The sequence below is a fragment of the Geodermatophilus sp. CPCC 206100 genome, from assembly GCF_048569675.1.
Taxonomy (GTDB): Bacteria; Actinomycetota; Actinomycetes; order Mycobacteriales; family Geodermatophilaceae; genus Geodermatophilus.
In genome coordinates this window covers 24739-49276 of the sequence record NZ_JAQISV010000037.1, presented here as the reverse complement: position 1 = coordinate 49276, position 24538 = coordinate 24739, and the positions used below count along the sequence as shown (strand labels likewise).

21 protein-coding genes are annotated in these 24538 nt (G+C 74.2%); 9 read left to right on the top strand and 12 right to left on the bottom strand.

Going from position 1 to position 24538, the window contains the following annotated elements; all coding sequences use genetic code 11:
* Window positions 1-78 precede the first annotated feature (78 nt).
* The 3 genes from PGN05_RS17340 to hrpA all read right to left on the bottom strand — a co-directional run bounded on the left by PGN05_RS17340 (window position 79) and on the right by hrpA (window position 6016).
* Complete coding sequence (locus PGN05_RS17340; RefSeq protein WP_419753807.1) at window positions 79-942, bottom strand: IclR family transcriptional regulator; 864 nt, start codon at window positions 940-942, stop codon at window positions 79-81.
* Entirely contained in the window at window positions 939-1922 is a 984-nt protein-coding gene (locus PGN05_RS17335) for a Gfo/Idh/MocA family oxidoreductase (protein ID WP_419753806.1), read from the bottom strand. The genes PGN05_RS17340 and PGN05_RS17335 overlap by 4 nt, the downstream gene beginning before the upstream one ends.
* 89 nt (window positions 1923-2011) lie before the next feature.
* The gene (hrpA, locus tag PGN05_RS17330; protein WP_419753805.1) at window positions 2012-6016 is read right to left on the bottom strand and encodes an ATP-dependent RNA helicase HrpA; all 4005 of its coding nucleotides are present in this window, start codon (window positions 6014-6016) and stop codon (window positions 2012-2014) included.
* 196 nt (window positions 6017-6212) lie between these two features.
* On the opposite strand from hrpA, the gene PGN05_RS17325 reads away from it, so the two are divergent.
* The 3 genes from PGN05_RS17325 (at window position 6213) to PGN05_RS17315 (ending at window position 10336) form a co-directional block, all read left to right on the top strand.
* Window positions 6213-6716 (top strand): MarR family winged helix-turn-helix transcriptional regulator, encoded by a 504-nt coding sequence (locus tag PGN05_RS17325; RefSeq protein ID WP_419753804.1) that lies wholly within the window; start codon window positions 6213-6215, stop codon window positions 6714-6716.
* Window positions 6713-8479 carry an MDR family MFS transporter gene (locus PGN05_RS17320; RefSeq protein ID WP_419753803.1) on the top strand — a complete coding sequence of 589 codons (1767 nt, stop codon included), beginning with the start codon at window positions 6713-6715 and terminating at the stop codon, window positions 8477-8479. The genes PGN05_RS17325 and PGN05_RS17320 overlap by 4 nt, the downstream gene beginning before the upstream one ends.
* 63 nt (window positions 8480-8542) lie before the next feature.
* Window positions 8543-10336 (top strand): acyl-CoA dehydrogenase, encoded by a 1794-nt coding sequence (locus tag PGN05_RS17315; protein ID WP_419753802.1) that lies wholly within the window; start codon window positions 8543-8545, stop codon window positions 10334-10336.
* Between the two features lie 67 nt (window positions 10337-10403).
* Here PGN05_RS17315 and PGN05_RS17310 read toward each other — a convergent pair whose 3' ends face one another.
* Window positions 10404-10580 (bottom strand): hypothetical protein, encoded by a 177-nt coding sequence (locus PGN05_RS17310; protein WP_419753801.1) that lies wholly within the window; start codon window positions 10578-10580, stop codon window positions 10404-10406.
* Window positions 10581-10866: 286 nt separating this feature from the next.
* Between PGN05_RS17310 and PGN05_RS17305 the strand changes: the two genes are divergently transcribed.
* Entirely contained in the window at window positions 10867-11910 is a 1044-nt protein-coding gene (locus tag PGN05_RS17305; RefSeq protein ID WP_419753800.1) for a YihY/virulence factor BrkB family protein, read from the top strand.
* 77 nt (window positions 11911-11987) lie between these two features.
* Here PGN05_RS17305 and PGN05_RS17300 read toward each other — a convergent pair whose 3' ends face one another.
* Together PGN05_RS17300 and PGN05_RS17295 are read right to left on the bottom strand one after the other, a co-directional pair.
* Window positions 11988-12695: a hemerythrin domain-containing protein gene (locus tag PGN05_RS17300; protein WP_419753799.1), complete on the bottom strand. Its 708-nt coding sequence runs from the start codon at window positions 12693-12695 to the stop codon at window positions 11988-11990.
* 66 nt (window positions 12696-12761) lie between these two features.
* Window positions 12762-13670 carry a glycine betaine ABC transporter substrate-binding protein gene (locus PGN05_RS17295; RefSeq protein WP_419753798.1) on the bottom strand — a complete coding sequence of 303 codons (909 nt, stop codon included), beginning with the start codon at window positions 13668-13670 and terminating at the stop codon, window positions 12762-12764.
* Window positions 13671-13767: 97 nt separating this feature from the next.
* On the opposite strand from PGN05_RS17295, the gene PGN05_RS17290 reads away from it, so the two are divergent.
* The 5 genes from PGN05_RS17290 to phaZ all read left to right on the top strand — a co-directional run bounded on the left by PGN05_RS17290 (window position 13768) and on the right by phaZ (window position 19832).
* Window positions 13768-15477 (top strand): hypothetical protein, encoded by a 1710-nt coding sequence (locus tag PGN05_RS17290; RefSeq protein ID WP_419753797.1) that lies wholly within the window; start codon window positions 13768-13770, stop codon window positions 15475-15477.
* The gene (locus PGN05_RS17285; protein ID WP_419753796.1) at window positions 15474-16067 is read left to right on the top strand and encodes a hypothetical protein; all 594 of its coding nucleotides are present in this window, start codon (window positions 15474-15476) and stop codon (window positions 16065-16067) included. Before PGN05_RS17290 ends, PGN05_RS17285 begins: the two co-directional genes overlap by 4 nt.
* Window positions 16064-17155: a lysylphosphatidylglycerol synthase transmembrane domain-containing protein gene (locus PGN05_RS17280; protein WP_419753795.1), complete on the top strand. Its 1092-nt coding sequence runs from the start codon at window positions 16064-16066 to the stop codon at window positions 17153-17155. Before PGN05_RS17285 ends, PGN05_RS17280 begins: the two co-directional genes overlap by 4 nt.
* Window positions 17156-17260: 105 nt before the next feature.
* Window positions 17261-18991: a PHA/PHB synthase family protein gene (locus PGN05_RS17275; RefSeq protein ID WP_419753794.1), complete on the top strand. Its 1731-nt coding sequence runs from the start codon at window positions 17261-17263 to the stop codon at window positions 18989-18991.
* Window positions 18975-19832 (top strand): poly(3-hydroxyalkanoate) depolymerase, encoded by an 858-nt coding sequence (gene phaZ, locus PGN05_RS17270; protein WP_419753793.1) that lies wholly within the window; start codon window positions 18975-18977, stop codon window positions 19830-19832. Before PGN05_RS17275 ends, phaZ begins: the two co-directional genes overlap by 17 nt.
* A 131-nt stretch (window positions 19833-19963) precedes the next feature.
* On the opposite strand, the gene PGN05_RS17265 is transcribed toward phaZ, so the two are convergent.
* The 6 genes from PGN05_RS17265 to PGN05_RS17240 all read right to left on the bottom strand — a co-directional run bounded on the left by PGN05_RS17265 (window position 19964) and on the right by PGN05_RS17240 (window position 24533).
* On the bottom strand, window positions 19964-20386 hold the full coding sequence (locus PGN05_RS17265) for a heavy metal-responsive transcriptional regulator (RefSeq protein ID WP_419753792.1): 423 nt from the start codon (window positions 20384-20386) through the stop codon (window positions 19964-19966).
* Between the two features lie 52 nt (window positions 20387-20438).
* The gene (locus tag PGN05_RS17260) at window positions 20439-21059 is read right to left on the bottom strand and encodes a hypothetical protein (protein WP_419753791.1); all 621 of its coding nucleotides are present in this window, start codon (window positions 21057-21059) and stop codon (window positions 20439-20441) included.
* 432 nt (window positions 21060-21491) lie between these two features.
* Entirely contained in the window at window positions 21492-21851 is a 360-nt protein-coding gene (locus PGN05_RS17255) for an MmcQ/YjbR family DNA-binding protein (protein ID WP_419753790.1), read from the bottom strand.
* A gap of 164 nt (window positions 21852-22015) precedes the next feature.
* Entirely contained in the window at window positions 22016-22171 is a 156-nt protein-coding gene (locus PGN05_RS17250) for a hypothetical protein (protein WP_419753789.1), read from the bottom strand.
* A gap of 103 nt (window positions 22172-22274) precedes the next feature.
* A complete protein-coding gene (locus tag PGN05_RS17245) occupies window positions 22275-22883 on the bottom strand; it encodes a TasA family protein (RefSeq protein ID WP_419753788.1) in 609 nt (202 codons plus the stop codon).
* Between the two features lie 195 nt (window positions 22884-23078).
* Window positions 23079-24533, bottom strand: coding sequence for a PLP-dependent aminotransferase family protein (locus PGN05_RS17240; RefSeq protein WP_419753787.1), 1455 nt, complete (start codon window positions 24531-24533; stop codon window positions 23079-23081).
* Window positions 24534-24538: the final 5 nt, after the last annotated feature.

The following is a 24538-nucleotide window of genomic DNA, read 5'->3' as shown; positions in this document are numbered from 1 at the left end:
AGGCCGCCGGCTCCGGGACGGAGCGCGGCGGCGGTGCGCGGCGGTCGGGGCGCGGTGGCCAGGGGCGTGGGGCGCGGGTCAGGCGCCGGGGCGCGACCCCAGGTCCCGGAAGGCCCGCCAGCCGAGCGACTCGGAGACCGTCGTCGCCGTGTCGTGCAGGAGGCCGAGGTGCTCGGTGCGCGTGTCGTCCCGCTCCAGCAGGCGCAGGGGCAGCACGGCGGACAGGGAGGCACACACGGTGCCGTCCTTGCGGTACACCGGGACGGCGATCGAGCCGTTGTTGCTCTGCAGCTCGCCGCGCGAGACCGCGTAGCCCTGCTCCCGGATCTGGGCGAGCAGCGCCTGTACGGCCTCGGGGTCGGTGGTGGTCCGCGCCGTCACCTTCTGCAGCGGGTGGGCGAGGTACTCCTCGACGAAGGCCGCGCTCTCGTGCGCCAGCAGGACCTGCCCGAAGGACGCGCTGTGCAGCGGCAGCCGGTACTGGTCACGGATCCGCCGGACGGCGGCGGCCTGCGGGTTCTGCTCGGCGAAGAGGGTGACCGCCTCGGTCTCGCAGCGCTCGGTCAGCTTCAGCAGGCCCTGGACGTCGGGCAGCAGCTGCTCCAGGTGCGGGAGCGCCACGTTGAGGACGGCGTGGTCGCGGATGTAGGTGCTCGCCAGGGCCCACAGCATCGGCCCGACGGAGTACTCCCCGCTGTCGGCGTCCCGCTGCAGCAGCCCCTCGTCAGTGAGGCCGCGGACGGTGCGGTAGATCGTCGCCCAGGGCGCGCCCAGCTCGCGGGACAGGTCGCTCGGGCGCATCGGCCGATCGGCCAGCGTGCGGAGGATGAGGGTCCCGCGGGAGAGCGACTTGACCTGCTGGACGCCGCGGACGGGAGGTGCCGCCTCGTCGGCCACCCGCGCCCCCTCCCCGACCGGCCGCCCGGCTCCGAGCGGGCTCACCGGCCATCTTCCACGACGACGACCTCCCGGCGGGCCAGCGCGCCTTGGACCGCGCTCACCAGGCGCTGGGTGCGCACCGCCTCGTCCAGGCTGCACGGGTTCGGCCCGCCGCGCACCGCGAGGTCGACGAAGGCCGCCATCTCGGCGACGTAGGCCGCGGCGAACCGGTCGCGGAAGTCCGTGACCGTGCTCGGCGCGAGCACGGCGACGTCCTCGTCGGGCTGCCGGCGGTTGCCCACCACGAGGACGCGGGTCGGCGTCTCGGCCTCGACGACCAGGTCGAACCCCGCGGCCGACCGGTAGGCGCCCCACACGGTGGCGAGGGTTCCGTCGGAGAGGTGCAGCACCAGGGCCGCGCTGAGCGGATCGGGCCCCGGACCCATGGCCGCGACGGCGGCGACCTCGCTGCCGGTCATCCAGCGGACCATGTCCAGCTCGTGGACCAGCTTGTCGGCCACGATCCCGCCGGCGCCGGCGAGGTACTCGGCGGAGGGCGCGAACTCGGTGGTCGAGTGCACCCGCAGCGCCAGCCGCTCCGGAGCCGCGCTCGCCAGCGCCCGGAGAGCCGGGTCGAAGCGGTAGTGGAACCCGACCTGGACCGGGCAGCCGGAGTCGCGGGCGAGGCCGGCCAGCCGTTCGGTCTCGGCCACGTCGGCGGCGACCGGCTTCTCGCAGAACGTCGGCAGGCCGGCCGCGAGGGCCCGCTCCAGCAGGTCGGCGTGTGTCGGCGCGGGCGAGGCGATGACGAGCGCGTCGAGGCCGGCGGCGAACAGCGCGTCCACCGACGCGACCGGCACCGCCCCGTGCGCGGCGGCCAGCGCCGCGACGCGGTCGGGGTCGGGGTCGAAGAGGACGACCTCCCCCACCGCGGCGAGACCCGCCAGCGACCGGACGTGGACCTCCCCGATGCGCCCGGCCCCGGCAACCCCCACCCGCAGCGTCGGGCCGGCTCCTGCCGCGAGGTCCTGAGCTGCCGTCACATGCACCTCCGAAGCGAATACCATGTCCACGATGCGGGCAGAGGCTAGCGCAGAGAGGACACCATTCCGAGGCGTCAGCCGCCCCTTCTTCAGGCGATCAGTGCGTCGATGGCCTTGTAGACCCGCTGCTCCGAGATCGGCCGCGGGGTGCCGAGGCTCTGGGCGAAGAGCCCGACCCGCAGCTCCTCGACCATCCAGCGGACCCGCGCGACCGGGTCGTCGGGAGCGCCGGTCGAGGGGACCTGGCGGCGCAGCTGCTGGTACTCCTCGGTCACCGCGGCCACCTGCGCCGTCCACAGCTCGTCGCGGACGGCGTTGGCCGGCAGCTTCTCCAGCCGGTGCACCATCGCCGTGAGGTAGCGGACCAGGTCCGGCAGCCGGCGGCGCCCCGCAGCGGCGACGAACCCCTGGTGCAGCAGCCCGGTCATCTGCCGGCGCAGGTCCGCGATCGCGGCGTCCGGCACCCGACGTCCGGGCGCCGCGCCGATGGCCACGGCGACCTCGCGGGCCTGGGTGAGGACGGCCTCGACCCGCCGGACCGTGTCGGTGGTGAGCGGCAGCAGCTGGGCCCGGGCGGTCGCCACCAGCGCGGCGAAGGCGGCCTCGTCCCGCGGCGGTCCCCCGGCGGCCGCGACCAGCTCGTCGGCGGCGGCGTCCACGCAGTCGTCGACCAGGGCCGGGATCTCGCCGTCCGGGTTGAACTGCAGCGCCAGCCGGGTCCGCGGGGACAGGCCCTTGACCACCTGCCGCGCCGGGGAGCCGGCGCCCAGCACCAGCAGCCGCCGGGCGCCGCGCCAGGTCAGCCGGGTGGCCTCCACCTCGGAGGCCACCACACGGACGCCCACGGTGGCGCCCTCGTCGACCAGGGCCGGGAAGGCGGTTCCCACGTGCCCGCCGCGACGGACCTCGACCGTGCGCGGCAGGGTGCCGAACGACCACTCGGTGCACCCGGTGCGCTCGACGTCCGAGGCCGCCGCCGCGAGGCTCGCCCGGCTCTGCGGCGCGACCTCGCGGCGCAGCGCCTGCAGGTCCTTGCCCGTGGCCAGCGGCCGGTGCCGGTCGTCGACGACGCGGAACGTGGCCCGCAGGTGGTCGGGCACCTGGGCCGGGGACCAGGCGTCCGGCGGGACCGTGATCGCCGCCGACCGGCGCAGCTCGCGCTCGAGCGCCGGCAGCAGCGGCTCGGTCGGCGCGATGTGCGGCAGCACCTCGCGGACGCGGTCGGGGATCGGCACGAGCGCGCGGCGGAACTGCTTGGGCAGGGTGCGCAGCAGCGAGGTGACCAGCTCCTCGCGCAGCCCCGGGACGGTGAACGCCAGCGACTCCCCCGACGTCCGCTCGGCCACGGTGTCGAGCACCGCGAGCGGGACGTCGACGGTGACGCCGTCCTGCGGGGTGCCCGGCGCGAACGCGTAGGACAGCGGCAGGGTGAGCCCCTGCGTCAGCGGTACCTCGTCCGGGAAGTCCTCGACCCGCACCTGCCCGGCCGCGGCCGCGTTGGTGAGCATCTCGGGTGTGAACGTGAGCAGCTCGGGCGTCTCCCGGCGCGCCGCCTTCCACCACTTGTCGAAGTGGCGGGTGGAGACGACGTCGGCCGGGACGCGGGCGTCGTAGAGCTCGACCAGCGTCTCGTCGTCCACCCGGATGTCGCGGCGGCGGGCCCGCTCCTCCAGCGCGGCGACCCGCTGCATCGCCTTCTGGTTGTCGTGCCAGAACCGGTGGTGCGTCGTCCACTCGCCCTGGACGAGGGCGTGCCGGATGAACAGCTCGCGGGAGACCACCGGGTCGATCGACCCGTACTGCACCCGGCGGCCCACGACCAGCGGGATGCCGTAGAGGGTGACCCGCTCGGTGGCCACCACCGAGCCGCGCTTGGCGTCCCAGCGCGGCTCGGAGTACTGCCGGTGCACCAGGTGGTCGGCCAGCCGCTCGACCACCTCGGGGTCGATGCGGGCGACGGTGCGCGCGAACAGCCGGCTGGTCTCCACCAGCTCCGCGGCGACCACCCAGCGCGGCGGCTTCCTCGCCAGCGGGGTGCCGGGCGCGATCACGAAGCGGGCGTTGCGGGCGCCGAGGTACTCCCGGCCCCGGCCGCGGCCACCCTTGGCCTCCTCGACCTGCATGCCGACGTGGGACAGCAGGCCGGCCAGCAGCGCGGTGGAGATGCCGCGCTCGTCGGGCTCGGGAGCGAGCTCGCCGACGGCCATGCCCAGCCGGCGGGCGGTGCTGCGCAGCTGGCCGTAGAGGTCCTGCCACTCGCGGATCCGCAGGTAGTGGAGGAACTCCCGCTTGATCGTGCGCCGGAACTGGCTGCCGGACAGGGCCTCCTGCTGCTCGCCCAGGTAGCGCCACAGGTTGAGCAGCGCGAGGAAGTCGGAGTTCTCGTCGGCGAAGCGCGCGTGCGCCTCGTCGGCGGCCTGCTGGTGCTCGGTGGGGCGCTCGCGCGGGTCCTGGATGGTGAGCCCCGCGGCGATGACCAGCACCTCCTCCAGGACGCCGCGCCGGTCGGCCTCGACCACCATGCGCGCCATCCGGGGGTCCAGCGGGAGCGCGGCGAGCGCCCGGCCGGTGGCGGTGAGCCCGCCGCGGTCGTCGAGGGCGCCGAGCTCCTCGAGCAGCGCCAGGCCGTCGGCGACCGCACGGCGGTCCGGCGGGTCGATGAAGGGGAAGTCGGCGACGTCCCCGAGCTCCATGGCGGCCATCTGCAGCAGCACCGAGGCGAGGCTGGTGCGCAGGATCTCCGGGTCGGTGTACTCCGGCCGGCCCTCGAAGTCCTCCTCCGTGTAGAGCCGGATGGCGATGCCCTCCGACGTCCGCCCGCAGCGACCCGACCGCTGGCGCGCCGACGCCTGGCTGATCGGCTCGATCGGCAGCCGCTGCACCTTGAGCCGGGAGCTGTACCGGGAGATGCGGGCCGTGCCGGGATCGACGACGTAGCGGATGCCCGGCACGGTCAGCGACGTCTCTGCGACGTTGGTGGCCAGCACGATGCGCCGTCCGGTGTGCGGCGCGAACACCTTGTGCTGGTCGGCGGCGGACAGCCGCGAGTAGAGCGGCACGACCTCGGCCGAGGGGAAGCGCTCGGTGAGGACGTCCGCGGTGTCGCGGATCTCGCGCTCGCCGGCGAGGAACACCAGGACGTCGCCGGGGCCCTCGGCGACCAGCTCGTCGACGGCGTCGGCGATCGCGCTGACCTGGTCGCGGTCGGGGTCAGCGGCGGGGCTCCCCTCGGGGGCGTCGGGGTCGACCACCGGCCGGTAGCGGACCTCGACCGGGTAGGTGCGCCCGCTCACCTCGACCACCGGCACCTCGGCGCGGCCGTCGTGGCCACTGTGGCCGCCCTCCGAGGGGCCATTGTGGCCACTTTGGCCGCTCAGGCCGGTGAAGTGCTTCGCGATCCGCTCGACGTCGATCGTCGCCGACGTGATGACGACCTTGAGGTCCGGCCGCTGCGGCAGGAGCCGGGCGAGGTAGCCGAGCAGGAAGTCGATGTTGAGGCTGCGCTCGTGCGCCTCGTCGATGATCAGGGTGTCGTACTGGCGCAGCAGCCGGTCACGGCCGATCTCGGCGAGCAGGACGCCGTCGGTCATGACCTTGACCAGCGTGGTGTCGCCGACCTGGTCGGTGAAGCGCACCTTCCAGCCGACGACGTCGCCCAGCGGCCGGTCCAGCTCCTCGGCGATCCGCTCGGCGACGGTGCGGGCGGCGATCCGGCGCGGCTGGGTGTGCCCGATGCGGCCACGGACGCCGCGGCCCAGCTCCAGCGCGATCTTGGGCAGCTGGGTGGTCTTCCCCGAGCCGGTCTCACCGGCGACGACGACCACCTGCGAGTCGCGCAGCGCGGCGGCGATGTCCTCGCGGCGGGCGCTCACCGGCAGCTCGGCGGGGTAGGTGACCACCGGGACGGCGGCCCGGCGGCGCGCGATCCGCTCCTCGGCGGCCGTGACGTCGGCGGCGATCCGCGCCCGCTGGCGCGCCCGCGCCTCGGCGTCCCTGGTCCGCCGGGTGCCGTCGAGCCGGCGGCGCAGCCGGTGCTCGTCCTCGAGGGTGAGCCCGGCCAGCCGCGTCCGCAGGTCGTCGGGCGGGGTGCTCACGGGATCTCCTCGGTTCGGGAAGCAAGACGGGCAGGGGTGGACGGCGCGGGGCACGGGTACCGGCTCCACGATCCCACCGCCTCCACCAGCAGGGGCGTGGCACACCTCACTTGCGTGTACCCTGCAACTGAATGCGTGCACAGCACAACCGGTTGTATCGTGCATCTGTTCCGCTGCCCCGCCCCCCGGAGTACCCGTGCCTCCCACCCCCCGCTCGCCCGTCGAGGGCGACCGCGACCGCCAGCTGCGCACCCTCGGGGAGCAACTGCCCCGGTTCATGCGCCTCGTGCACGCGCTCAAGAACGCCCAGGCCGGGGAGAGCCGCGACCGCGCCGCGCTGGTCCTGCTCTACCCGCTCGTCCAGTCGGGGCCGCTGCGCCAAGGGGCGCTGGCCGAGCGGGTGCACGCCGACCCGTCCACGGTCAGCCGGCACGTCGGCGTCCTCATCGAGCAGGGCCTCGTGCAGCGGGTCCCCGACGAGACCGACGGCCGGGCCAGCCGGCTGGTGGTCACCGACGCCGGCCGCGCCGCGCTGGCTCAACTGCGCGCCGAGCGGGAGGCCCACCTCGCGCGGGTCACCGCCGGCTGGGACACCGCCGACCTCACCGCCCTCACCACGCTCTTCGGCCGCCTCGTCGATGACTTCACCGCGTCCCTGCCCGCCGAGCCGGCCACCCCTTCCCCGAGAGAGATCCCATGAGCCAGAGCACCCGCACCACCGCGGCCGACCGGAGGGACGCCCGCGCGGCGGCCTCCGCCCCGGGCGCGGACGGGACCTTCACCCACCGGCAGATCGTCACGATCCTCGTCGGCCTGATGGTCGCGATGTTCCTCGCCGCCCTGGACCAGACGGTCGTGTCGACCGCGATCCGCACCGTCGCCGACGACCTGCAGGGCTACGACCTGCAGGCGTGGGCGACCACCGCCTTCCTCATCACCTCGACGATCGCCACGCCGCTGTACGGGAAGCTCTCCGACATCTACGGACGACGGCCGTTCTACCTGTTCGCGATCGGCGTCTTCGTCGTCGGCTCGGTGCTCTGCGGCCTCGCCGACTCGATGTACCAGCTGGCCGCCTTCCGGGCGATCCAGGGCATCGGCGCCGGCGGCCTGATGGCGCTGGCACTGGCGATCATCGGCGACATCGTCCCGCCGCGGGAGCGCTCGAAGTACCAGGGCTACTTCATGGCCGTCTGGGGCACCTCCAGCGTGCTCGGGCCGGTCCTCGGCGGCTTCCTCGCCGGGCAGTCCTCGCTGCTGGGCATCACCGGCTGGCGCTGGATCTTCTACATCAACGTGCCGCTCGGCATCCTGGCCTTCCTCGCCGTCTTCCGCGTGCTGCACCTGCCGCACGAGCGCCGGGACCACCGCATCGACTGGCCCGGCGCGCTCGCGCTGATCACCTTCCTGGTGCCGCTGCTGATCGTCGCCGAGCAGGGCCGGATCTGGGGCTGGACGTCGGGTGGCGCCCTCACCTGCTACGCCATCGGCGTCGTCGGGTTCGTCCTCTTCGTGCTCGCCGAGCGGGCGTTCGGGGACGAGGCGCTGCTGCCCCTGCGGCTGTTCCGCAACCGGAGCTTCGCGGTGAGCAGCATCGGCAGCGTCGTCCTGGGCGCCGGCATGTTCGGCGGCCTCCTGCTGCTCCCCCAGTACCTGCAGATCGTGCACGGGTCGAGCGCCACGGTCGCCGGCCTGCAGATGATCCCGCTGGTCGCGGGCATCATGATCGGCGCGATGAGCTCGGGCGTCGCCATCTCGAAGACCGGCAAGTACCGGCCCTTCCCGCTGGTCGGCGTCGTGCTGATGACCGTCGCCCTACTGAGCATGTCCTTCGTCGTGGACGCCGACACCTCCGTGTGGACGCTGGTGCCCTTCATGGTCCTGCTGGGGCTGGGGCTGGGCTTCAACTTCCAGCCGGTGGTCCTCGCGGTGCAGAACGCGGTCTCGCCGCGGGAGATGGGGGTGGCCACCTCCTCGGTGACCTTCTTCCGGCAGATGGGCGGCACGATCGGGACCGCCGCGTTCCTCTCGGTGCTGTTCATCCGCCTGCCGGTGGACATCGAGGACTCCCTGACGTCGGCCGCGGCGACCGACCCGCGGGTGGCCGAGGCGCTGCAGAGCGGCCAGCTGCAGGGCGGGACCGACCTGTCCGACACCTCCTTCATCCAGGAGCTGCCGGACTTCCTCGCGCTGCCGTTCAAGACCGGGTTCTCGAACTCGATCGACCTCGTTCTCCTCATCGCCGCGATCGTGGTCGGGATCGGGTTCTTCGTGTTCCTGTTCCTGCCGCAGCTGGCGCTGTCGAACCAGTCCGGCATCCAGGCCCGCCAGGCGGCCGCCCGGACCGCCGGCGACCCGGCCGGGGACGAGCCGGGAGAGCAGGCCGGGCAGGCGGTCGGGGCGGCGGCTCCGACGTCCACCCCGCCGCCGGCCGGACGGCCCGGTGGCGCCGGTACGCGCTGACCTGACGACGACGGATCGGGCCTACTGTGGCGGCGGCTCCCGCACCCGCTCCTGGAGGCCCCCGTGCGCTCGTCGCTGATCCTGTCCCGCCGCGACCTCGAGTTCATCCTGCACGAGTGGCTCGGCGTCGAGGAGCTGGTCAAGCGGCCGCGGTACGCCGAGCACTCCCGGGAGACGTTCGACGCGGTGCTCGAGCTGGCCGAGCGGATCGCCACCGAGCACTTCGCGCCGCACAACCGCACCGCCGACGAGAACGAGCCCCGGCTGGTCGACGGCCGGGTGGAGGTGGTCCCGGAGGTGGGCCGGGCGCTGCGGGTGTTCGCCGACGCCGGGCTGATCGCCGGCACCTTCGACGAGGAGCTCGGCGGCATGCAGCTGCCGCACACCGTGGCCGCGGCCGCCCTGGCCTGGTTCCAGGCGGCGAACGTGGGCACCTCGGCCTATCCGTTCCTCACGATGGCCAACGCCCGGCTGCTGGTCGCGCACGGCGACAGCGGGCAGGTCGGCACCTACGTGCCCCCGATGCTCGAGGGCCGGTGGTTCGGCACGATGGCGCTGTCGGAGCCGCAGGCCGGGTCCTCGCTGGCCGACATCACCACCCGCGCCGAGCGGCAGGACGACGGCACCCACCGGCTGACCGGCACGAAGATGTGGATCTCGGCGGGTGACCACGAGCTCAGCGAGAACATCGTCCACCTGGTGCTGGCGAAGGTCCCTGGCGGCCCGCCCGGCGTGAAGGGCATCTCGCTGTTCGTCGTCCCCAAGCACCTGGCGCGCCCCGACGGCTCCCTCGGCGAGCGCAACGACGTCGTCCTGGCGGGGCTGAACCACAAGATGGGCTACCGGGGGACGACGAACACGCTGCTCAACTTCGGTGAGGGGGCGTACACCCCGGGTGGCCGGGCCGGCGCGGTCGGGTTCCTCGTCGGCGAGGAGCACCGCGGCCTGACCTACATGTTCTCCATGATGAACGAGGCGCGGGTCGGCGTCGGCCTCGGCGCGACCGCCCTCGGCTACACCGGCTACCTGCACGCCCTGGAGTACGCCCGGACGCGCACGCAGGGCCGGCCGCCGACGAGCCGGGACCCGGCCACGCCGCCGGTGCCGATCGTCGAGCACACCGACGTCCGCCGGATGCTGCTGGCCGCGAAGTCCTACGTGGAGGGCGGGCTGGCCCTCGGGCTGTACTGCGCCCGGCTGGTCGACGAGGAGCAGACGGCCGAGACGCCGGAGGAGCGCGGCCGGGCGCACCTGCTGCTCGAGCTGCTGACGCCGATCGCGAAGTCGTGGCCGTCGCAGTGGGGACCGGTCGCCGACGACCTGGCCATCCAGGTGCTCGGCGGCGCCGGCTACACCCGGGACCACCCCGTCGAGCAGTTCTACCGGGACAACCGGCTCAATCCGATCCACGAGGGCACCCACGGCATCCAGGCGCTGGACCTGCTGGGCCGCAAGGTGGTCGTGCAGGACGGCGCCGGGCCGGCCCTGCTGGCCGAGACGATCGGCGCGACGACGGCGCGCGCGGCCGGCACGGAGTGGGCCGGGTTCGCGGCCGACCTCGACACCGCCGTCACGCGGCTGCACGCGGTCACCGCCACGCTCTGGGGTGCCGGCGACCCGGCCGTGACCCTGGCCAACGCCACGGCCTACCTCGAGGCCGTCGGCCACGTCGTCGTCGGGTGGCTCTGGCTGGAGCAGGCCCTGGCCACCGGCGGGCGGACCAGCGACTTCCACCAGGGCAAGCGGGCCGCGGCCCGCTACTTCCACCGCTACGAGCTGCCGAAGGTGCACCCCCAGCTGGACCTGCTGGCGGCGCTGGACCGGACCGTCCTCGACACCCCGGAGGCCTGGCTGTAGCGGTCGGGGCTGACACGCCCGCGCCCCGCACTCCCGAGGGAGTGCGGGGCGCGGGTCGCTGCTCGGGTCAGGCCGCCTGTGCCGCGACTCCCACGGGCTCGGACGCCGCCGGCCGGCCGGCCGGACGGACAGCGGCAGCCCGCTGCTCGCGCTCGTAGCGCGCCGTCGACGAGGTCCCCATCGCGATCACCAGTGCGGTCAGGACCAGGAACCCGATGAGGGTCACGGCCGGCCACAGCACCATCGGTCAATCCCCCTGCGAGATGTGTCTGTTCGTCCCGCGGAGGCGCTGCCCCCGCGGCGTCGTCGAACCGGGAATGCCCCGGTCCGCCGCCCTCTAATCGTCGAACTCCCCCCGCGACACGACCGATGGTGCGGGGATCCACCCGAACGGGTAACCCCCATTTCGTGGGGCCGGGGCCCGGCCCGTAGATCACGGGGAGGCCTCGACACGCGGCAGTGGGCATGGAACCGGACCGTCCAGGGCACCTGTGATCACGACTGCTCCCACTCCGCTCGGAGGACGTTCGATGGCCCGATCCACCGGCTCCCGCGGCGGCGACACCGCCGCGCAGGACACCCGGTTCTCCGGCAACCGCGCCGGCGACCCCGCCCCGCAGGACGACAAGGTGAACTCCACCCGCTTCGACAACGCCCCGCAGGGTGCCGACAAGGCGCCCACCACCGGCGGCACGCTCAAGCGCACGCTCAAGGAGTTCAGCGAGGACAACCTCACCGACTGGGCCGCGGCGCTCACCTACTACGGCGTCCTGGCGCTGTTCCCCGCCCTCGTCGCGCTGCTGTCCATCGTGGGTCTGCTGACCAACCCGGAGCAGCTCACCACCGCCCTGACCGCGGTCGTGCCGCAGCAGGCCGCCAGCACGCTGAACCCGGTCATCCAGCAGATCGCCGGCAACACCGGGACGGCGGGCTTCGCGCTGATCCTCGGTGTCGCCGGTGCCGTCTGGTCGGCGTCGGGCTACGTCGGCGCGTTCACCCGCGCGGCGAACGTCGTCTACGAGACGCCCGAGGGCCGCAAGATCTGGAAGCTCAAGCCGCTGCAGCTGCTGGTCACCCTGATCGGCATCCTGTTCGCCGCGGTGATCGTGGCGATGCTGGTGCTCAGCGGCCCGGTCGTGGAGGCCATCGGCTCGGCCATCGGGCTGGGCGACACCGTGCTGACGGTCTGGAACGTCGCCAAGTGGCCGGTCATGCTCGTCGTCCTGGCGCTGATGATCGCCGTCCTCTACTACTCGACGCCGAACGCCAAGCTCCGCGGCTTCAAGTGGGTCAGCCCGGGGGCCGGGGTCGCCATCCTCGTGGCGGTCGTCGCGTCGGCGGCGTTCGCCTTCTACGTGGCCAACTTCGGCAGCTACAACAAGACCTACGGGACGCTCGCCGGGGTGATCATCTTCCTCATCTGGTTCTGGCTGATCAACGTCGCGCTGCTGTTCGGCATCGAGCTCGACGCCGAGCTGGAGCGGACCAAGGAGCTCAAGGAGGGCGTGCCGGAGGCCCACAAGGAGATCCAGCTCGACGCGCGCGCCGAGCCGAAGCCCCGCCAGACGAACTGAGCGAGGACCCCCTGCCGGGGGCCGCACGACGAGGGCCCCCTCCCGATCCGGGAGGGGGCCCTCGTCGTGCGCTCGGTTCAGCGGGACGTCGGCGGGCGGTCGCCGCGGCGGGCCGGCGGGGTCCGCTCCACCAGGCCCGCCAGCGCGGCCAGGCCGCGGCTGACCGCCTCGCCGGCGGGTGCCAGCCGGGTGGGGGCGCGGCGGACGGCGGAGTCGACGAGGTCCCGGGTGCGGTCGAGCGCCGACAACGGCAGCGCCGAGACGACGTTGCCGGGCGGCCGGCGGGCGACCGTCGGGTGCGCGCGGGTCGGGGAGATCCGGCGGGCGAGCTCCCACTGCAGCCCCAGCCGCCGCAGCTGCGCCGGGTCCAGGGCCTCCTGCAGCCGCGGGAACAGCACGTCCTCCTCGTCGCGGACGTCCTCCCGCAGGACCTCCACCAGCCGGGCCAGCCGGGCGCTCCGCCGGGGGTCGTCGTGCGGCAGGGTCTCCAGCTCGGTGACCAGCTCGTTGACCTCCTGGTGCTCCTGCTCGATGCGCAGCGTCAGCGCCTCACCGTCGGGCAGCACCCGCCGCACCACCGGCCACAGGACGGACTCCTCGGCGAAGGCGTGGCTGAACACCAGCCGGTCGATGCGGGTGAGCACCTCCTCCTGCGCCCGGCCGGTGGCGCCGTCCAGCTCGTGCAGCAGCCGGTCCAGCTCGACGTGGTCCCGGCGCTGGCGGGACAGCACGCTGCCGGATCCTCCCAGTTCCTCCTCCGTCTGGTCGGCGATCGATCGGACCACTGGTGCACCTCCGGTGTCGCGGGTCGGGAGGGGCTCCTGCCCGGGCGGCGCCCCGCGCATGCACGGTCAGCGGCCGGCCCACCACAGCTGCGCGGCCTCGGCCGGCGTCCGCCCGTCGAGGGCCACGAGGCGGTTGAGCCGGACCAGGTCCGGGGTGTCCAGCCGGGCGCTCACGCCGTCCAGCGCGGCCCGCAGCTCGTCGCCGGTGTCCGCCAGCACCGCCGTGCGCACGATCGGCACCACGTTCTCCCGCGGCTGCAGCTTCCGGTCGTCGTCGAGGAGGACCAGCTCGTCGTCGCCGAGGCGGGCGTCGGTGGTCTCGAGCAGGCCGATGTCGATCTCACCGGCCAGCAGCGCCTCGGCCGTCGCCGCCCGCGAGGACATGGCGCGCACCTCGCCGAACTGCAGCCCGTACACCTCCTGCAGGCCCAGCAGGCAGTAGGGCCGTGACGGGCACTCGGGCGGGCCGCCGAACACCATGTCGGGGGCGACGAGGGCGAGGTCGGACAGCCGGCGGACGGCGTTCTGCTCGGAGAAGGCCGCCCGGACGGCGAACCCGTTCTGGTCCTCCGCGGCCGCGGGGGTCAGGACCGTCGCCCCGCGCTGCTCCATCACCCGGGCCAGCTCCGCGCGCACGTGCTCGGACTCCCGGGGCACGGCCGGCCCGCCCGGCACGACGAACTCCAGCGCGGTGCCCAGGTAGTCGACGACGACGTCCACCACGCCCTGCTCCAGCGCCGGCAGGACCACCTCGCGCGTGCCGATGCCGTGCTGCACGGTCACCGGCAGGTCGGCGCGCCGGATCGCCTCGGCGTACAGCTCGGCGAGGATCTGGTTCTCGGCGAAGTCGTAGGAGGCGATCCGGACCGGGTCGCCCGCCGCGGCCGGCGCCTCCCTCGGCTCGGGGTCGGCCGAGCCGCAGCCGGCGAGGACGACCAGCAGCAGCACCGCCAGGACCGCGCGCGCACGCCGCATTCCCCTCTCCTCCCGGCCGGGGGACGCGTCGACGCTATCCCTCGGCGGCGACGAAGTGGATGGACCGGACGCCCCTCGTGGAGCAGCATCGGGCGACATGGCGTCGCCGCTGCACGCCGTCCCCGAGGCGGGCCCCGCCCGGCGGGCCCCCCCGCCGGCGATCCAGCGCGTCCGCCGGCGCCGGCGTCCGACCGGCGAGCCCCCGCCGCTCCCCCGGCACCTGAACGCCTCCGGCCGCTGGTGGCTGGGCCTCACGGCCGCGGTCTTCGGCGGCTGGACCGCCGCCGTGCTGACCGACAGCGTGCCGCTGGTCGACTTCGTGGACACGCGGGTGCTGCAGGCCGTCGCGACGCTGCGCTCGCCCGGGCTGACCGAGGTCGCGGAGGCCGCCGGTGTGCTGGCCGCGCCGCCGGTGGTGCACGCGCTGTGGCTGGGCAACCTGGCCGTGCTCCTCGTCTTCCGCCGCTGGCACCACCTGTTCACCTGGGTCGGGGTGGCCCTGGTCGTGGTGAACGTCGGCTCCCTGGTCACCCTGCTGCTGCAGCGCCCCCGCCCCTTCGAGGTGGAGCTGCTCGGGGCGTGGTCGGGCTACGCCATGCCCTCCCTGCCGGTGACCGTGCTGGCCGCCTTCCTGGTCAGCACCCTGTACGCGCTGGTGCCGGCCGGCCGGTACCGCACCACCGGCAAGTGGGTGGTGGCGGGGCTGCTCGCGGTGACCGTGGCCTCCCGGCTGTACCTCGCGCAGGACCACCCCACCGGCCTGGTGGCGGGGGTGGTCCTCGGCGTCGCGACCCCGCTGGCCGCGTTCCGGCTGATGACGCCCAACGACATCCACCCGGTGCGCTACCGGCGCGGCCGGCCGGCCCACCTGGACGTCTCCGGTGCGCGCGGGGAGGCGATCGTGCGCGCCCTGCAGGACCAGCTCGGGCTGCTGGCCACCGACGTGCGGCCGTTCAACCTCGAGGGGTCGGGCGGCTCCACGCCGCTGCGGATCACCGTCAAGGCCGAGGACGGCGCGGGCCACGACTCCGAGAGCCTGGTGTTCGGCAAGCTCTACGCCGCCACCCACGTCCGCTCCGACCGCTGGTTCAAGCTGGCCCGCACGCTGCTCTACGGCGGGCTGGAGGACGAGAAGCCGTTCCACACCGTGCGCCGACTGGTCCAGTACGAGGACTACATCCTGCGGCTGTTCACCGACGCCGGCCTGCCGGTGCCGCACCCGCTGGGGATCGTCGAGATCACCCCGGAACGGGAGTACGTGCTCGTGGCGGAGTTCCTGCGCGGCGCCCAGGAGATCGGGGACGCCGAGATCGACGACTCCGTCATCGACCAGGGGCTGGCCGTGGTGCGGCGGATGTGGGACATCGGCGCCGCGCACCGCGACGTCAAGCCGGCCAACGTCATGGTCCGCGACGGCACCCTGTTCCTCATCGACTCCGCGTTCGCCGAGGTGCGCCCCAGCCCGTGGCGGCAGGCGGTCGACCTGGCCAACATGATGCTGGTCCTGGCGCTGCGCACCGACGCGGCGCGGGTCTACGCCCGGGCCCGGGTGCGCTTCTCCGACGAGGAGCTGGCCGAGGCCTTCGCCGCCACCCGCGGGCTGACGATGCCGACCCAGCTCCGCCGCTGCCTCCGGGCCGACAGCCGGGACCTGCACGCCGACTTCCTCCAGTTGCTGCCCTACCGCCTGCCGCCGGTGCGCATCCAGCGCTGGGGCTGGCGGCGGGTGGGGTGGTCGCTGGTGGCCCTGCTCGGGCTGCTCCTCCTGGGGATGGTCGCCGTCGGCCTGCTGGACTCCCCGCTGTGAGGGCGGGTCGGGCGGTGGTCCCCGCCGCGCTGACGCTGCTGCTCAGCGGCTGCGTCGCCCCGGCCAGCAGCGCGTTCGGCGCGGTGCCCGCCTGCTCGATCGGGGACGACGGCAAGGCGGCCAGCGGCGTCCTGCTCATGGCGCAGTCGGTCCCGACCGCCACCCGCGTGCCCTGCATCCGGGGACTCCCCCTGGGCTGGCACTTCTCCGGCCTGGAGGCGCGCAACGGGCAGGCGGCGTTCAGCCTGGACTCCGACCGGGACGGCGAGCACGCCATCGAGGTGCTGCTGACCGCCGACTGCGACACCGAGGGCGCGACCGAGATCCGCAGCGACCGGGACGGCATGCAGCGGCTGGAGCGGGTCACCGAGGTGACCCCGCAGTACCTGGGACGGCGCTTCTACCTGTTCACCGGCGGGTGCATGACGATGACCTTCACCCTCTCCGGGGACAACCGGGGCGAGCCCCTGGCGCTGGCCACCCAGGGCATCGGCGTCCTCCGCCGGGACGAGCTGGACGACCAGGTGCGCGAGGAGAGCGACGGCCGGCTGCGCCTGGACCCGCCCGCGGAGGCCGGGGACCCGGGATGACCGCGACCGCGGTCCCGGTGCGGCCGCCCCGCCCGCTCTGGCGCCGGGTCCTGGTGCCCGCCGCCTCGCTCGCCCTGGCCGCCGCCGTCCTCTGGTGGTTCCTCCCCCAGTTCACCAGCCTGTCGGCGGTCTGGGACACGGTGCGGGCCATGACCGGGGCGCAGGTGGCGCTGCTGGCCGCGGCGACGGTCTGGAACCTGGTCACCTACCAGTTCGTGATGGTCTCGACGATGCCCGGGCTCACGCTGCGGCAGGCGACGGTCTCGACGATGACGACCACGGCCGTGTCGAACACCGTGCTCGGCGGCGCGGCGATCGCGCTCGGGCTGACCTACGGCATGAACTCCTCCTGGGGGTTCTCCCGCTCCCGGACCTCGGTCTCGCTGCTGATCTCGGGCCTGTGGAACAACTTCGCCAAGCTGGCACTCCCGGTGCTGGCGCTGAGCCTGCTGGCGTTCGGCTCCACCCCGAGCACCGGCCGGCTGCTGGCCGGTGCGGCGGGGCTGGGCGGACTGGTCGTCGCCGTCGTCCTGCTGGCGCTGCTGCTGCACAGCCGGGAGGGCGCGGCGCGGCTCGGCCGCGGGTTCGGGCGGGTGGCGTCGGCGCTGGTCGGCCTGTTCGGCCGGCCGCCGGTGCACGGGTGGGACGCCGCGACGACGAAGTTCCGTGACCGGACGATCCTGCTGCTCCGGGCCCGCTGGCACTGGATCAGCCTGGCGACGCTGGTCAGTCACCTGTCGCTGTTCGTGGTCCTGCTGCTCGCCCTGCGGGTGGTCGGCGTGGGCCCCGAGCAGGTGGGCGTGGTCGAGGCCCTCGCGGTGTTCGCGTTCGCCCGGCTGCTGACCGCCGTCCCCTTCACCCCGGGCGGGCTCGGGGTCGTCGAGGTGGCGATGATCACCGGCCTGGCCGCGGCCGGCGGGGACCGGGCGCTGGTGGCGGCCGCCGTCCTGGTCTACCGGGCGCTCACCTACGTGCTGCCGATCCCGCTCGGGCTGGGCACCTACCTGTTCTGGCGGCGCAACCACTCGTGGCGCCGGCCGCCGAACACGGCGCCGCGGACCCCGCTGGTGCCGGAGGCCACCTCCTGACCGCGGTTGCGGAGGACCCGATCGGGGGACACCGCTGACGGGCGGACGACCGTCCGCCGTGGTTGAGTGGCTGCGGTCACACCGCGAGCCACCGAGGAGACCGGCATGACCGACGCCGCCAGCACCCGCGAGGTCGACGGCCGCACCACCGACGGAGCCACCCAGGACGCCGGCGAGGCCGTGATGGGCCTGGACATGCTGCTCGTCGACGGCGCCCGCGGCCCGTTGCGCCGGATGATCCCGCCGGCGAGGACCGTGCTCCGCCTCGGCGGTGCGCTGGCCCGCCGCCCAGAGGCGGTCGTCCAGCGCGCCCGGGGCCTGGCCGGCGACCTGGGGCGCGTGCTCGCCGGCAGCTCGGACATCGAGCCCTCGCCGAAGGACCGCCGCTACACCGACCCCGCCTGGGCGGGCAACCCGCTCATGCGCCGGGCGATGCAGGCGCACATCGCGGCCGCGCGGGCGGCGGTGGGCCTGGTCGACGACGCCGACCTGGACTGGAAGGACGACGAGCGGATCCGGTTCTCGCTGACCAACATCGTCGACGCGCTGGCACCGAGCAACACCCCGCTGAACCCGCTGCTGTGGAAGGCGCTCATCGACACCGGCGGGAAGAACGCCGTCAGCGGGGCGCGCCGGCTGGTCAGCGACCTCGCGACCAAGCCGCGGGTGCCCTCGATGGTCGAGCCCGACGCCTTCACCGTGGGCGAGGACCTCGCCGTCACCCCGGGCGCGGTCGTGCTGCGGACGCCGGTGTTCGAGCTCATCCAGTACCGGCCGACCACCGAGACCGTGCGGTCGGTGCCGCTGGTCATGGTCCCGCCGACGATCAACAAGTACTACATCACCGACCTCGCGCCCGGGCGCAGCATCGTCGAGCACTACGTGGCCGCCGGCCAGCAGGTCTTCATGATCTCGTGGCGCAACCCCGACGAGCGGCACGCCGACTGGAGCATGGACACCTACGGGCAGGCCGTCCTCGACGCGATGGACGCCGCCGAGCGGATCACCGGCAGCGACCGGGTGGCGCTGCAGGGCTTCTGCTCCGGCGGGATCATCCTCGCGATGGTGCTGGCCCACCTCGCGGCCACCGGCGCGCAGGAGCGAGTCACCGCCTCCAGCTACGCCGTCACCGTCCTGGACTGGGGGCAGGCCGGCACGCTGGGCGCGCTCATGGACGAGGAGGGCATCAAGGCCGCGACCGAGAAGTCGCGGAAGAAGGGCTACCTGGACGGCGCCTCGCTGGCCGAGGTCTTCGCCTGGCTGCGGCCCAACGACCTGGTGTGGAACTACTGGGTCAACAACTACCTGCAGGGCAACCCCCCGCCGGCCTTCGACATCCTCTACTGGAACTCCGACACGACCCGGATGAGCGCGGGGCTGCACCGTGACTTCATCGACGTGGCCTTCGGCAACAAGCTCACCCGGCCCGGGGCCACCACGATGCTGGGCTCCCCGGTGGACCTCTCCAAGGTGGAGGTCGACGCCTACGTCACCGCGGGGATCGCCGACCACATCTGCCCGTGGCAGTCCTGCTACCGGACCACCCAGCTGCTCGGCGGGGCCAGCCGGTTCGTCCTCTCCACCAGCGGGCACATCGCCTCGCTGGTCAACCCGCCGACCAACCCCAAGGCGTCCTTCCAGCTCGCTCCCGAGACCCCGGCCGACCCCGAGCGGTGGCTCGAGCTCGCGGAGAAGCAGAAGGGCTCGTGGTGGCCGGACTACGTGTCCTGGCTGGCCGAGCGCACCGGCGACCTGGTCCCCGCTCCCGAGTCGCTGGGCTCCGCGGACCTCCCCCCGCTGGCGGAGGCGCCGGGCACGTATGTCTTCGACAAGTAGGCCGCCGGCCAACTCCTCCCGGGCGCCCGCGTCCTCGCGCGACACCGTCCGCAGCCTCACCGTCGCCGGCCGCACCCTGCGCGTGGCCGTCCGGCAGGGCGACGACTCGGCGGTCCCGCCGCTGCTGCTGATGAACGGCATCGGGGCGAGCCTGGAGGTGCTGCAGCCCTTCGTCGACGCCCTCGACCGGCGGCGGACGGTGATCCGCTTCGACGTCCCGGGTGTGGGCGGCTCGCCGCGGCCGGTGGTGCCGTACGTCCTCGCGACGTTCAGCCCGGTGGTCGCCAGGGTGCTCAGCCGGCTGGGCCACGAGGAGCCGGTCGACGTCCTGGGGCTGTCGTGGGGCGGGGGGCTGGCCCAGCACTTCGCCGTCCAGCACCGCCGCCGGTGCCGTCGCCTGGTGCTGGCCGCGACCGGCACCGGGTCGCTGATGGTGCCGGCGCACCCGCGGGTGCTGGCCCGGATGCTCACCCCGCGCCGGCACCGGGACCCCGACTACACCCGCGAGGTGGCCGGGACGATCTACGGCGGGTCCATCCGCCAGGACCCCGCGTTGGCGGCGCGGGTGCTGCACTCGGCCACCCGCCTGGGGCCGCGGCGCGGGTACTACTACCAGCTGGCGGCGAGCGCGGGCTGGAGCAGCCTGCCGTTCCTGCGGCTGATCCGGCAGCCCACGCTGGTCGTCGCCGGTGACGACGACCCGATCATCCCGCTGGTGAACGCGCGGATCCTGGCCCGGCTCATCCCCGACGCGCAGCTGCACGTGTACGGCGGGGGGCACCTCGCGCTGATCACCGACGCTCCGGAGCTGGCGCCGGTGGTGGAGCGCTTCCTCGACTGAGCCGGCGGCGCCACCGCCCGGTCCCGGGCCCGGCGGTGGTCCCTGCTCAGCAGCGATCGGTCAGCAGTCGCAGTCGCACGTCCCGTCGCAGCAGTCGGGGTCGCAGACCGGGGTCAGCTCGCGCACGTGTCTCACCTCCTCCCCGCCGGTGGGCACCAGGTGCCGGGGCTCGGAGGTGGGCAGTCGGCGGCGGGCAGGGCCTCGGCCATGGTGGCCATCTCGGCGCGCAGCGCGGCCAGCCGGGCGATCTCGGCGTCCACCTCGGCCATCCGCCTCCGGAGCAGCGTCTCGGCCGGCTCGCACGGGCAGGTCCCGGTGTCGCGGACGGCGAGCAGGCTCCGGATGTCGGCCAGCCGGAGCCCGAGCCGCTGGGCGCCCTGGATGAACCGCAGGCGGTCGACCGCCCCGTCGTCGTACGCCCGGTAGCCGGTCGCCGTGCGCGCGGGGGCGGGGAGCAGGCCGGCCCGCTCGTAGTAGCGGACGGTGTCCGGCCGGACCCCCACGGCCCGCGCCAGCTCGGCGACCCGCATCCCGCGCCCGACCGTCGACGTCATGCGCGGGACGCTAGGCCTTGGAGTCGGGTCCAGGGTCAAGCCCTGCGGCGGATCAGTCCGCCGTCCGGACGAGGTGCGCACCGGCGAGGACGTCGACCTCGAAGCCCCGCGCCCGGAGCACGTCGGCCAGCGCGCGGTTCATGACCTGCTGCACCAGCGCGTCCGCCGTGGCGCCGTGGACCTGGTCGACGCTCATCCGGTCGTGCTGGCGCCAGCTGACGACGACGCCGCCGAGGTCCTGGTCGGGGATCAGGCAGGCGCCGCCGTGGACGCTGTCCGGCCCGTCGGCGTCGTGCACGGGCAGCCCCGCCTCCGACAGCGCGGCGGCCACCTCGACGACCGCCGTGGTCAGCGGGTCGTCGTCGGGCAGGTCGGCGTCCCAGTCCTCGGGCAGCCGGTCCAACTGCCCGCCGAGGTGGGCCAGCCACGCCCAGTCCTGCGGGGACGGCCGGCGGGTGAACCCGCCGTCGGCGCGCCGGGCGCCGAAGACCGGCCGACCGCCGTCCTGCTCCGGTCCGGCGGCCAGCCCGGCCTCGGCGCGCTCGGAGAACGGGCCGGCCAGGACCCGGACCCCGCCGTCGGCCTCGTCGGCCACCAGCCACCAGCCCTGGCGCGCCGCACCTCGGCCGACGACGACCTTCCCGCTGGACAGTCCACCCACGCTGCTGCTCATCACCACTCCCGCCCGTGTGCCGACGCTGGGGAAGTGCGCCGGCTCCCCGCGACCGGCGAACCGGGGAGCGGGGTGGCGAAAACGTATGCCGGGACGCGCCGCCGGGCGCCGCTCCGGACACGGCTCCGGGGGCCGCGTACCCGGATCGTTGCGAAGGGCCTCTCCGCGGCCGGTGACCTGCGTCTCCGGGCGCCAACATGTAGACACCGCCGACCGGATCCGAGCGTGGCGCGCGCCAGAACCGGGTCGACGACCCCGGAAGGGGCCTCGGCGCGCGGCGCGTCGCCCGTGCCACCACCGCGGTCAGGTGGGCAGCGTGCGGCGGAGTGCCCCGGTCAGAGTCGCCCGGTCGAGCGTCTCGAGGTACCCGGGCACACCGTGGTCGCCCGCCCGAACGCCCGAGCCGACCGGAGTCGTGACGGAGACCGGCCGTCAGCCCGGGCCGATGGGGTGGATGAGGTCGTAGGCGTCGGAGAGCTTCTTGGGGACGACCATGCGCCACGCGTCGACGACGAGCTCCCGGGCCTCGGTCGAGTCCAGTGCAGCGAGGTGCGCGTGGACCCAGTTGAAGCGCATGTCCGACGCCGCCGGCAACTGGAACGTGCACGGCTCGCTCAGGACCAGCGCCTCTCGCTCCTCCTTGGGGAACGCGAAGCCCATCACGCTCTCGTCCGAGGAGAACGCCACGTAGACGATCTGCTCGACCCGGAACTTCAACCTGCCGTGTACGTACACCTGGTACGAGCGCTCCAGTTCCGCACCCAGCGGCCGAACGTCCTCGATCACTGCCATGTCAGAACCCATCCGTCACGACCGTCCGCACGCCGCCTGTCACCCACGACGTGGTCTGCTCGGTCCGTCCGCTCCTCTGAGTCGCGCACACGACGTGGACTGCGACGGCAGGACTGGGTGATCGGTCGTCGCGTTCCCCGGTGTGTGGAGTCGCCCGCCGGGTCCTACTCGACCGGCCCGGTGGTCGTGGTGGACGGCGTCGTCGAGCCCGAGACGCCGCTCCCCCTGCCGTCCAGCACCAGCGACGCCAGGAAGAAGAGCAGGACCGCGGTCGCGACCAGGATCCCGGCGGTCACCAGGAGCTTCTCCACCATCAACACGGGGCCATCCTCGGGGTCGGACCGGTGGGTGTCACCGGGTCGGTACGCGGGTCGGTCGTGGCATCGGCCGCCCCCGGCGTCGGTGCGCGGGGAGGGGCTGGGGTCAGCGGGCGGCGCCGTCGCGCTGCGTCGCGGTGAACACGAAGCTCAGGTCGCTGGACGCGCGCTGGAAGCCGTCGCCGGCCGTTCCCGGCAGGAACGCGGTCACCAGCAGGTGGTCGACCCCGCCCGGGGTCAGGGTCGCGGCGCCCTGCAGGACCTCGTCCATGACCACGCGGCCGGCGTAGAAGTCGGTCACGTCACCGGAGCAGGCGTAGCCGGCACCGACGACGTCCCAGGCCTTCGAGCAGGACCGGACCTCCAGCTGCAGGCCGTTCTCGGCGTCGGTGTCCAGGACGCTCGACACGGTGGCCACCGAGCGCAGGCTGACCGAGCTGTACGGCGTGCTGCCGTCGTTCACCAGGTCGATCGGCCGGGTGTAGGAGTCCCCGGGCAGCCAGCCTCCGGCGAGCGCCGGCACGGTCGCCGCCGCAGCAGGGGACAGTGCGATGGACAGCACGCCGGTCTTCACGGTGGTGTCGACCGGGGTGGTGCTGTCGGTGAAGGTGCCGAAGGTGCCGAGGCCGGCGACCGCCGCCGCGACCCCGACGACGCCGATGGAGCCGGCGACCCTCGCCGCGGTGCGCCGTCGGGTGCTGGGAGCGTTCCTCACGGGGTCCTCCAGGGTCGTGGCGGTGGGGTCTTCCACCGACAGCCACGACTCTGGAACGCCAGCCGCACGACCGGCTGCGGGAATCCGCAAGACACCCGCAAGGTCCGGGCAGCCAGGGGGGTGGACCCCAGCCGACTCGCCCCGTCCCGCTCCGGGGTGCCAGGCGGCACCCCACCACGAGCCTCCCCGCAGGAGTCAGTCCCGCAGCACAGCGGTGTCGCCCTCGTCAGGGCTGCCGGTGAGCCGGGTGGTGTCGAGCAGAGTGGTCAGGACGCTCAGGGCGCGACGCAGTTCCAAGTCCGTCGGGGCTCCGTACCCCAGGACCAGACCGGGGGACGACGCCGGTGCAGCGTAGTAGTCGGCGAGGTCGGCGACGATCACGCCTCGGCGGGCGGCGGCGCGCACCAGCGCGGCGGCGTCGGTGCCCGGGCTGAGATGGACGACGACGTGCAGACCGCCGTCGAGGGCGCCGAGGGTGACGTCCGGCCGGTTCCCGAGCGCAGCAGCCACCAGGCCGCGACGGTGGCTGTACTGCCGCTGCGCCCGCGCAGTGTGGCGGGCGAGGCCACCGCCGGACAGGAAGTACGCGAGGGCGGCCTGCTGCACTCCGGACACCGGCGTGTCCAGCTGGGCGCGAGTCGCCCGCAGCCGGTCGCCGACCGATCCGCGGACGATCATCCAGCCGCAGCGCAGCCACGGCGTGAGCGTCTTCGACCAGCTCCCGATCAGCACCACGTCGGCCCGGGACGGCAGCGAGGCCATGGCCGGGAGCGGCCTGCGCCGATGGCGGAACTCGCTGTCGTAGTCGTCCTCCAGGACGACGACCTCTTCGGCCGCGGCCCAGCGGAGCAGGTCGAGCTGCTCCTGCACCGGCATCCGGCCGCCGAGCGGGTACTGGTGGGACGGAGTGAGCAGAACTGCGTCCGGCGCCGGGGACAGGGCGGCCAGGTCGGCGACCCGGGGGCCATCGGCGTCGACGGGCAGCGCCTCGACGCGGGCGCCTGCCGCACTCAACACCCGGCGGGCCGTGGGGTAGCTCGGGTCCTCGACGACGATCCGCGGTCGGTGCTGCCCTGCCCCCAGGGCCATGGCCACCAACACGAGGGCGTCGCTGGCGCCGGCGGTGATGAGGACCTCGTCAGCGGTCGCCTCCACGCCCCGGACCCGGTGCAGGTACACGGCCACGGCGTGCCGCAGCGACGGCAGCCCGAGGTGGTCAGGCGGCTCGGCCGGGACGCTCTCGGCGACCGCCCGGCGCCAGGCCGAGCGCCACTCGGGATCCTGGAGCAACCGGGTCGCAGGACGCCCCGGCGTCAGGTCGAGGACGGCTCGGGCCACCGACTCGTCCGCCGCCTGGTCCGGCCCGGACGGCGCGCGGCTCGCGGTCCCGTCGGGGCGGACCGCGACCACCGTCCCCCCGCCCCGACGGCCGGTCGCGAAGCCCTCGCCGACCAGCTGCTCGTAGGCGTTGACCACCACGCCGCGGGAGACCCCGAGATCGGCGGCCAAGGCGCGGCTGGACGGCAGGGTGTCCCCGGGCCCGAGGGCGCCGCCCAGGACCGCGGCCCGCACCGAGGCTGCGATCTGCACGCTCAACGGCGCATCGGCCGCACGGTCCACGCGGACGAAGAGCTCACCGGAGCGGGACACTTGGT

Bases quoted from the DNA above. Each gene is read 5' to 3' on its own strand.
- PGN05_RS17290 (WP_419753797.1), top strand. From the start codon at position 13,768: ATGGCGTCGCCGCTGCACGCCGTCCCCGAGGCGGGCCCCGCCCGGCGG.
- PGN05_RS17305 (WP_419753800.1), top strand. From the start codon at position 10,867: ATGGCCCGATCCACCGGCTCCCGCGGCGGCGACACCGCCGCGCAGGAC.
- PGN05_RS17255 (WP_419753790.1), bottom strand. From the start codon at position 21,851: ATGGCAGTGATCGAGGACGTTCGGCCGCTGGGTGCGGAACTGGAGCGC.
- PGN05_RS17280 (WP_419753795.1), top strand. From the start codon at position 16,064: ATGACCGCGACCGCGGTCCCGGTGCGGCCGCCCCGCCCGCTCTGGCGC.
- PGN05_RS17275 (WP_419753794.1), top strand. From the start codon at position 17,261: ATGACCGACGCCGCCAGCACCCGCGAGGTCGACGGCCGCACCACCGAC.
- PGN05_RS17260 (WP_419753791.1), bottom strand. From the start codon at position 21,059: ATGAGCAGCAGCGTGGGTGGACTGTCCAGCGGGAAGGTCGTCGTCGGC.
- PGN05_RS17320 (WP_419753803.1), top strand. From the start codon at position 6,713: ATGAGCCAGAGCACCCGCACCACCGCGGCCGACCGGAGGGACGCCCGC.
- PGN05_RS17310 (WP_419753801.1), bottom strand. From the start codon at position 10,580: ATGGTGCTGTGGCCGGCCGTGACCCTCATCGGGTTCCTGGTCCTGACC.
- phaZ (WP_419753793.1), top strand. From the start codon at position 18,975: ATGTCTTCGACAAGTAGGCCGCCGGCCAACTCCTCCCGGGCGCCCGCG.
- PGN05_RS17295 (WP_419753798.1), bottom strand. From the start codon at position 13,670: ATGCGGCGTGCGCGCGCGGTCCTGGCGGTGCTGCTGCTGGTCGTCCTC.
- PGN05_RS17265 (WP_419753792.1), bottom strand. From the start codon at position 20,386: ATGACGTCGACGGTCGGGCGCGGGATGCGGGTCGCCGAGCTGGCGCGG.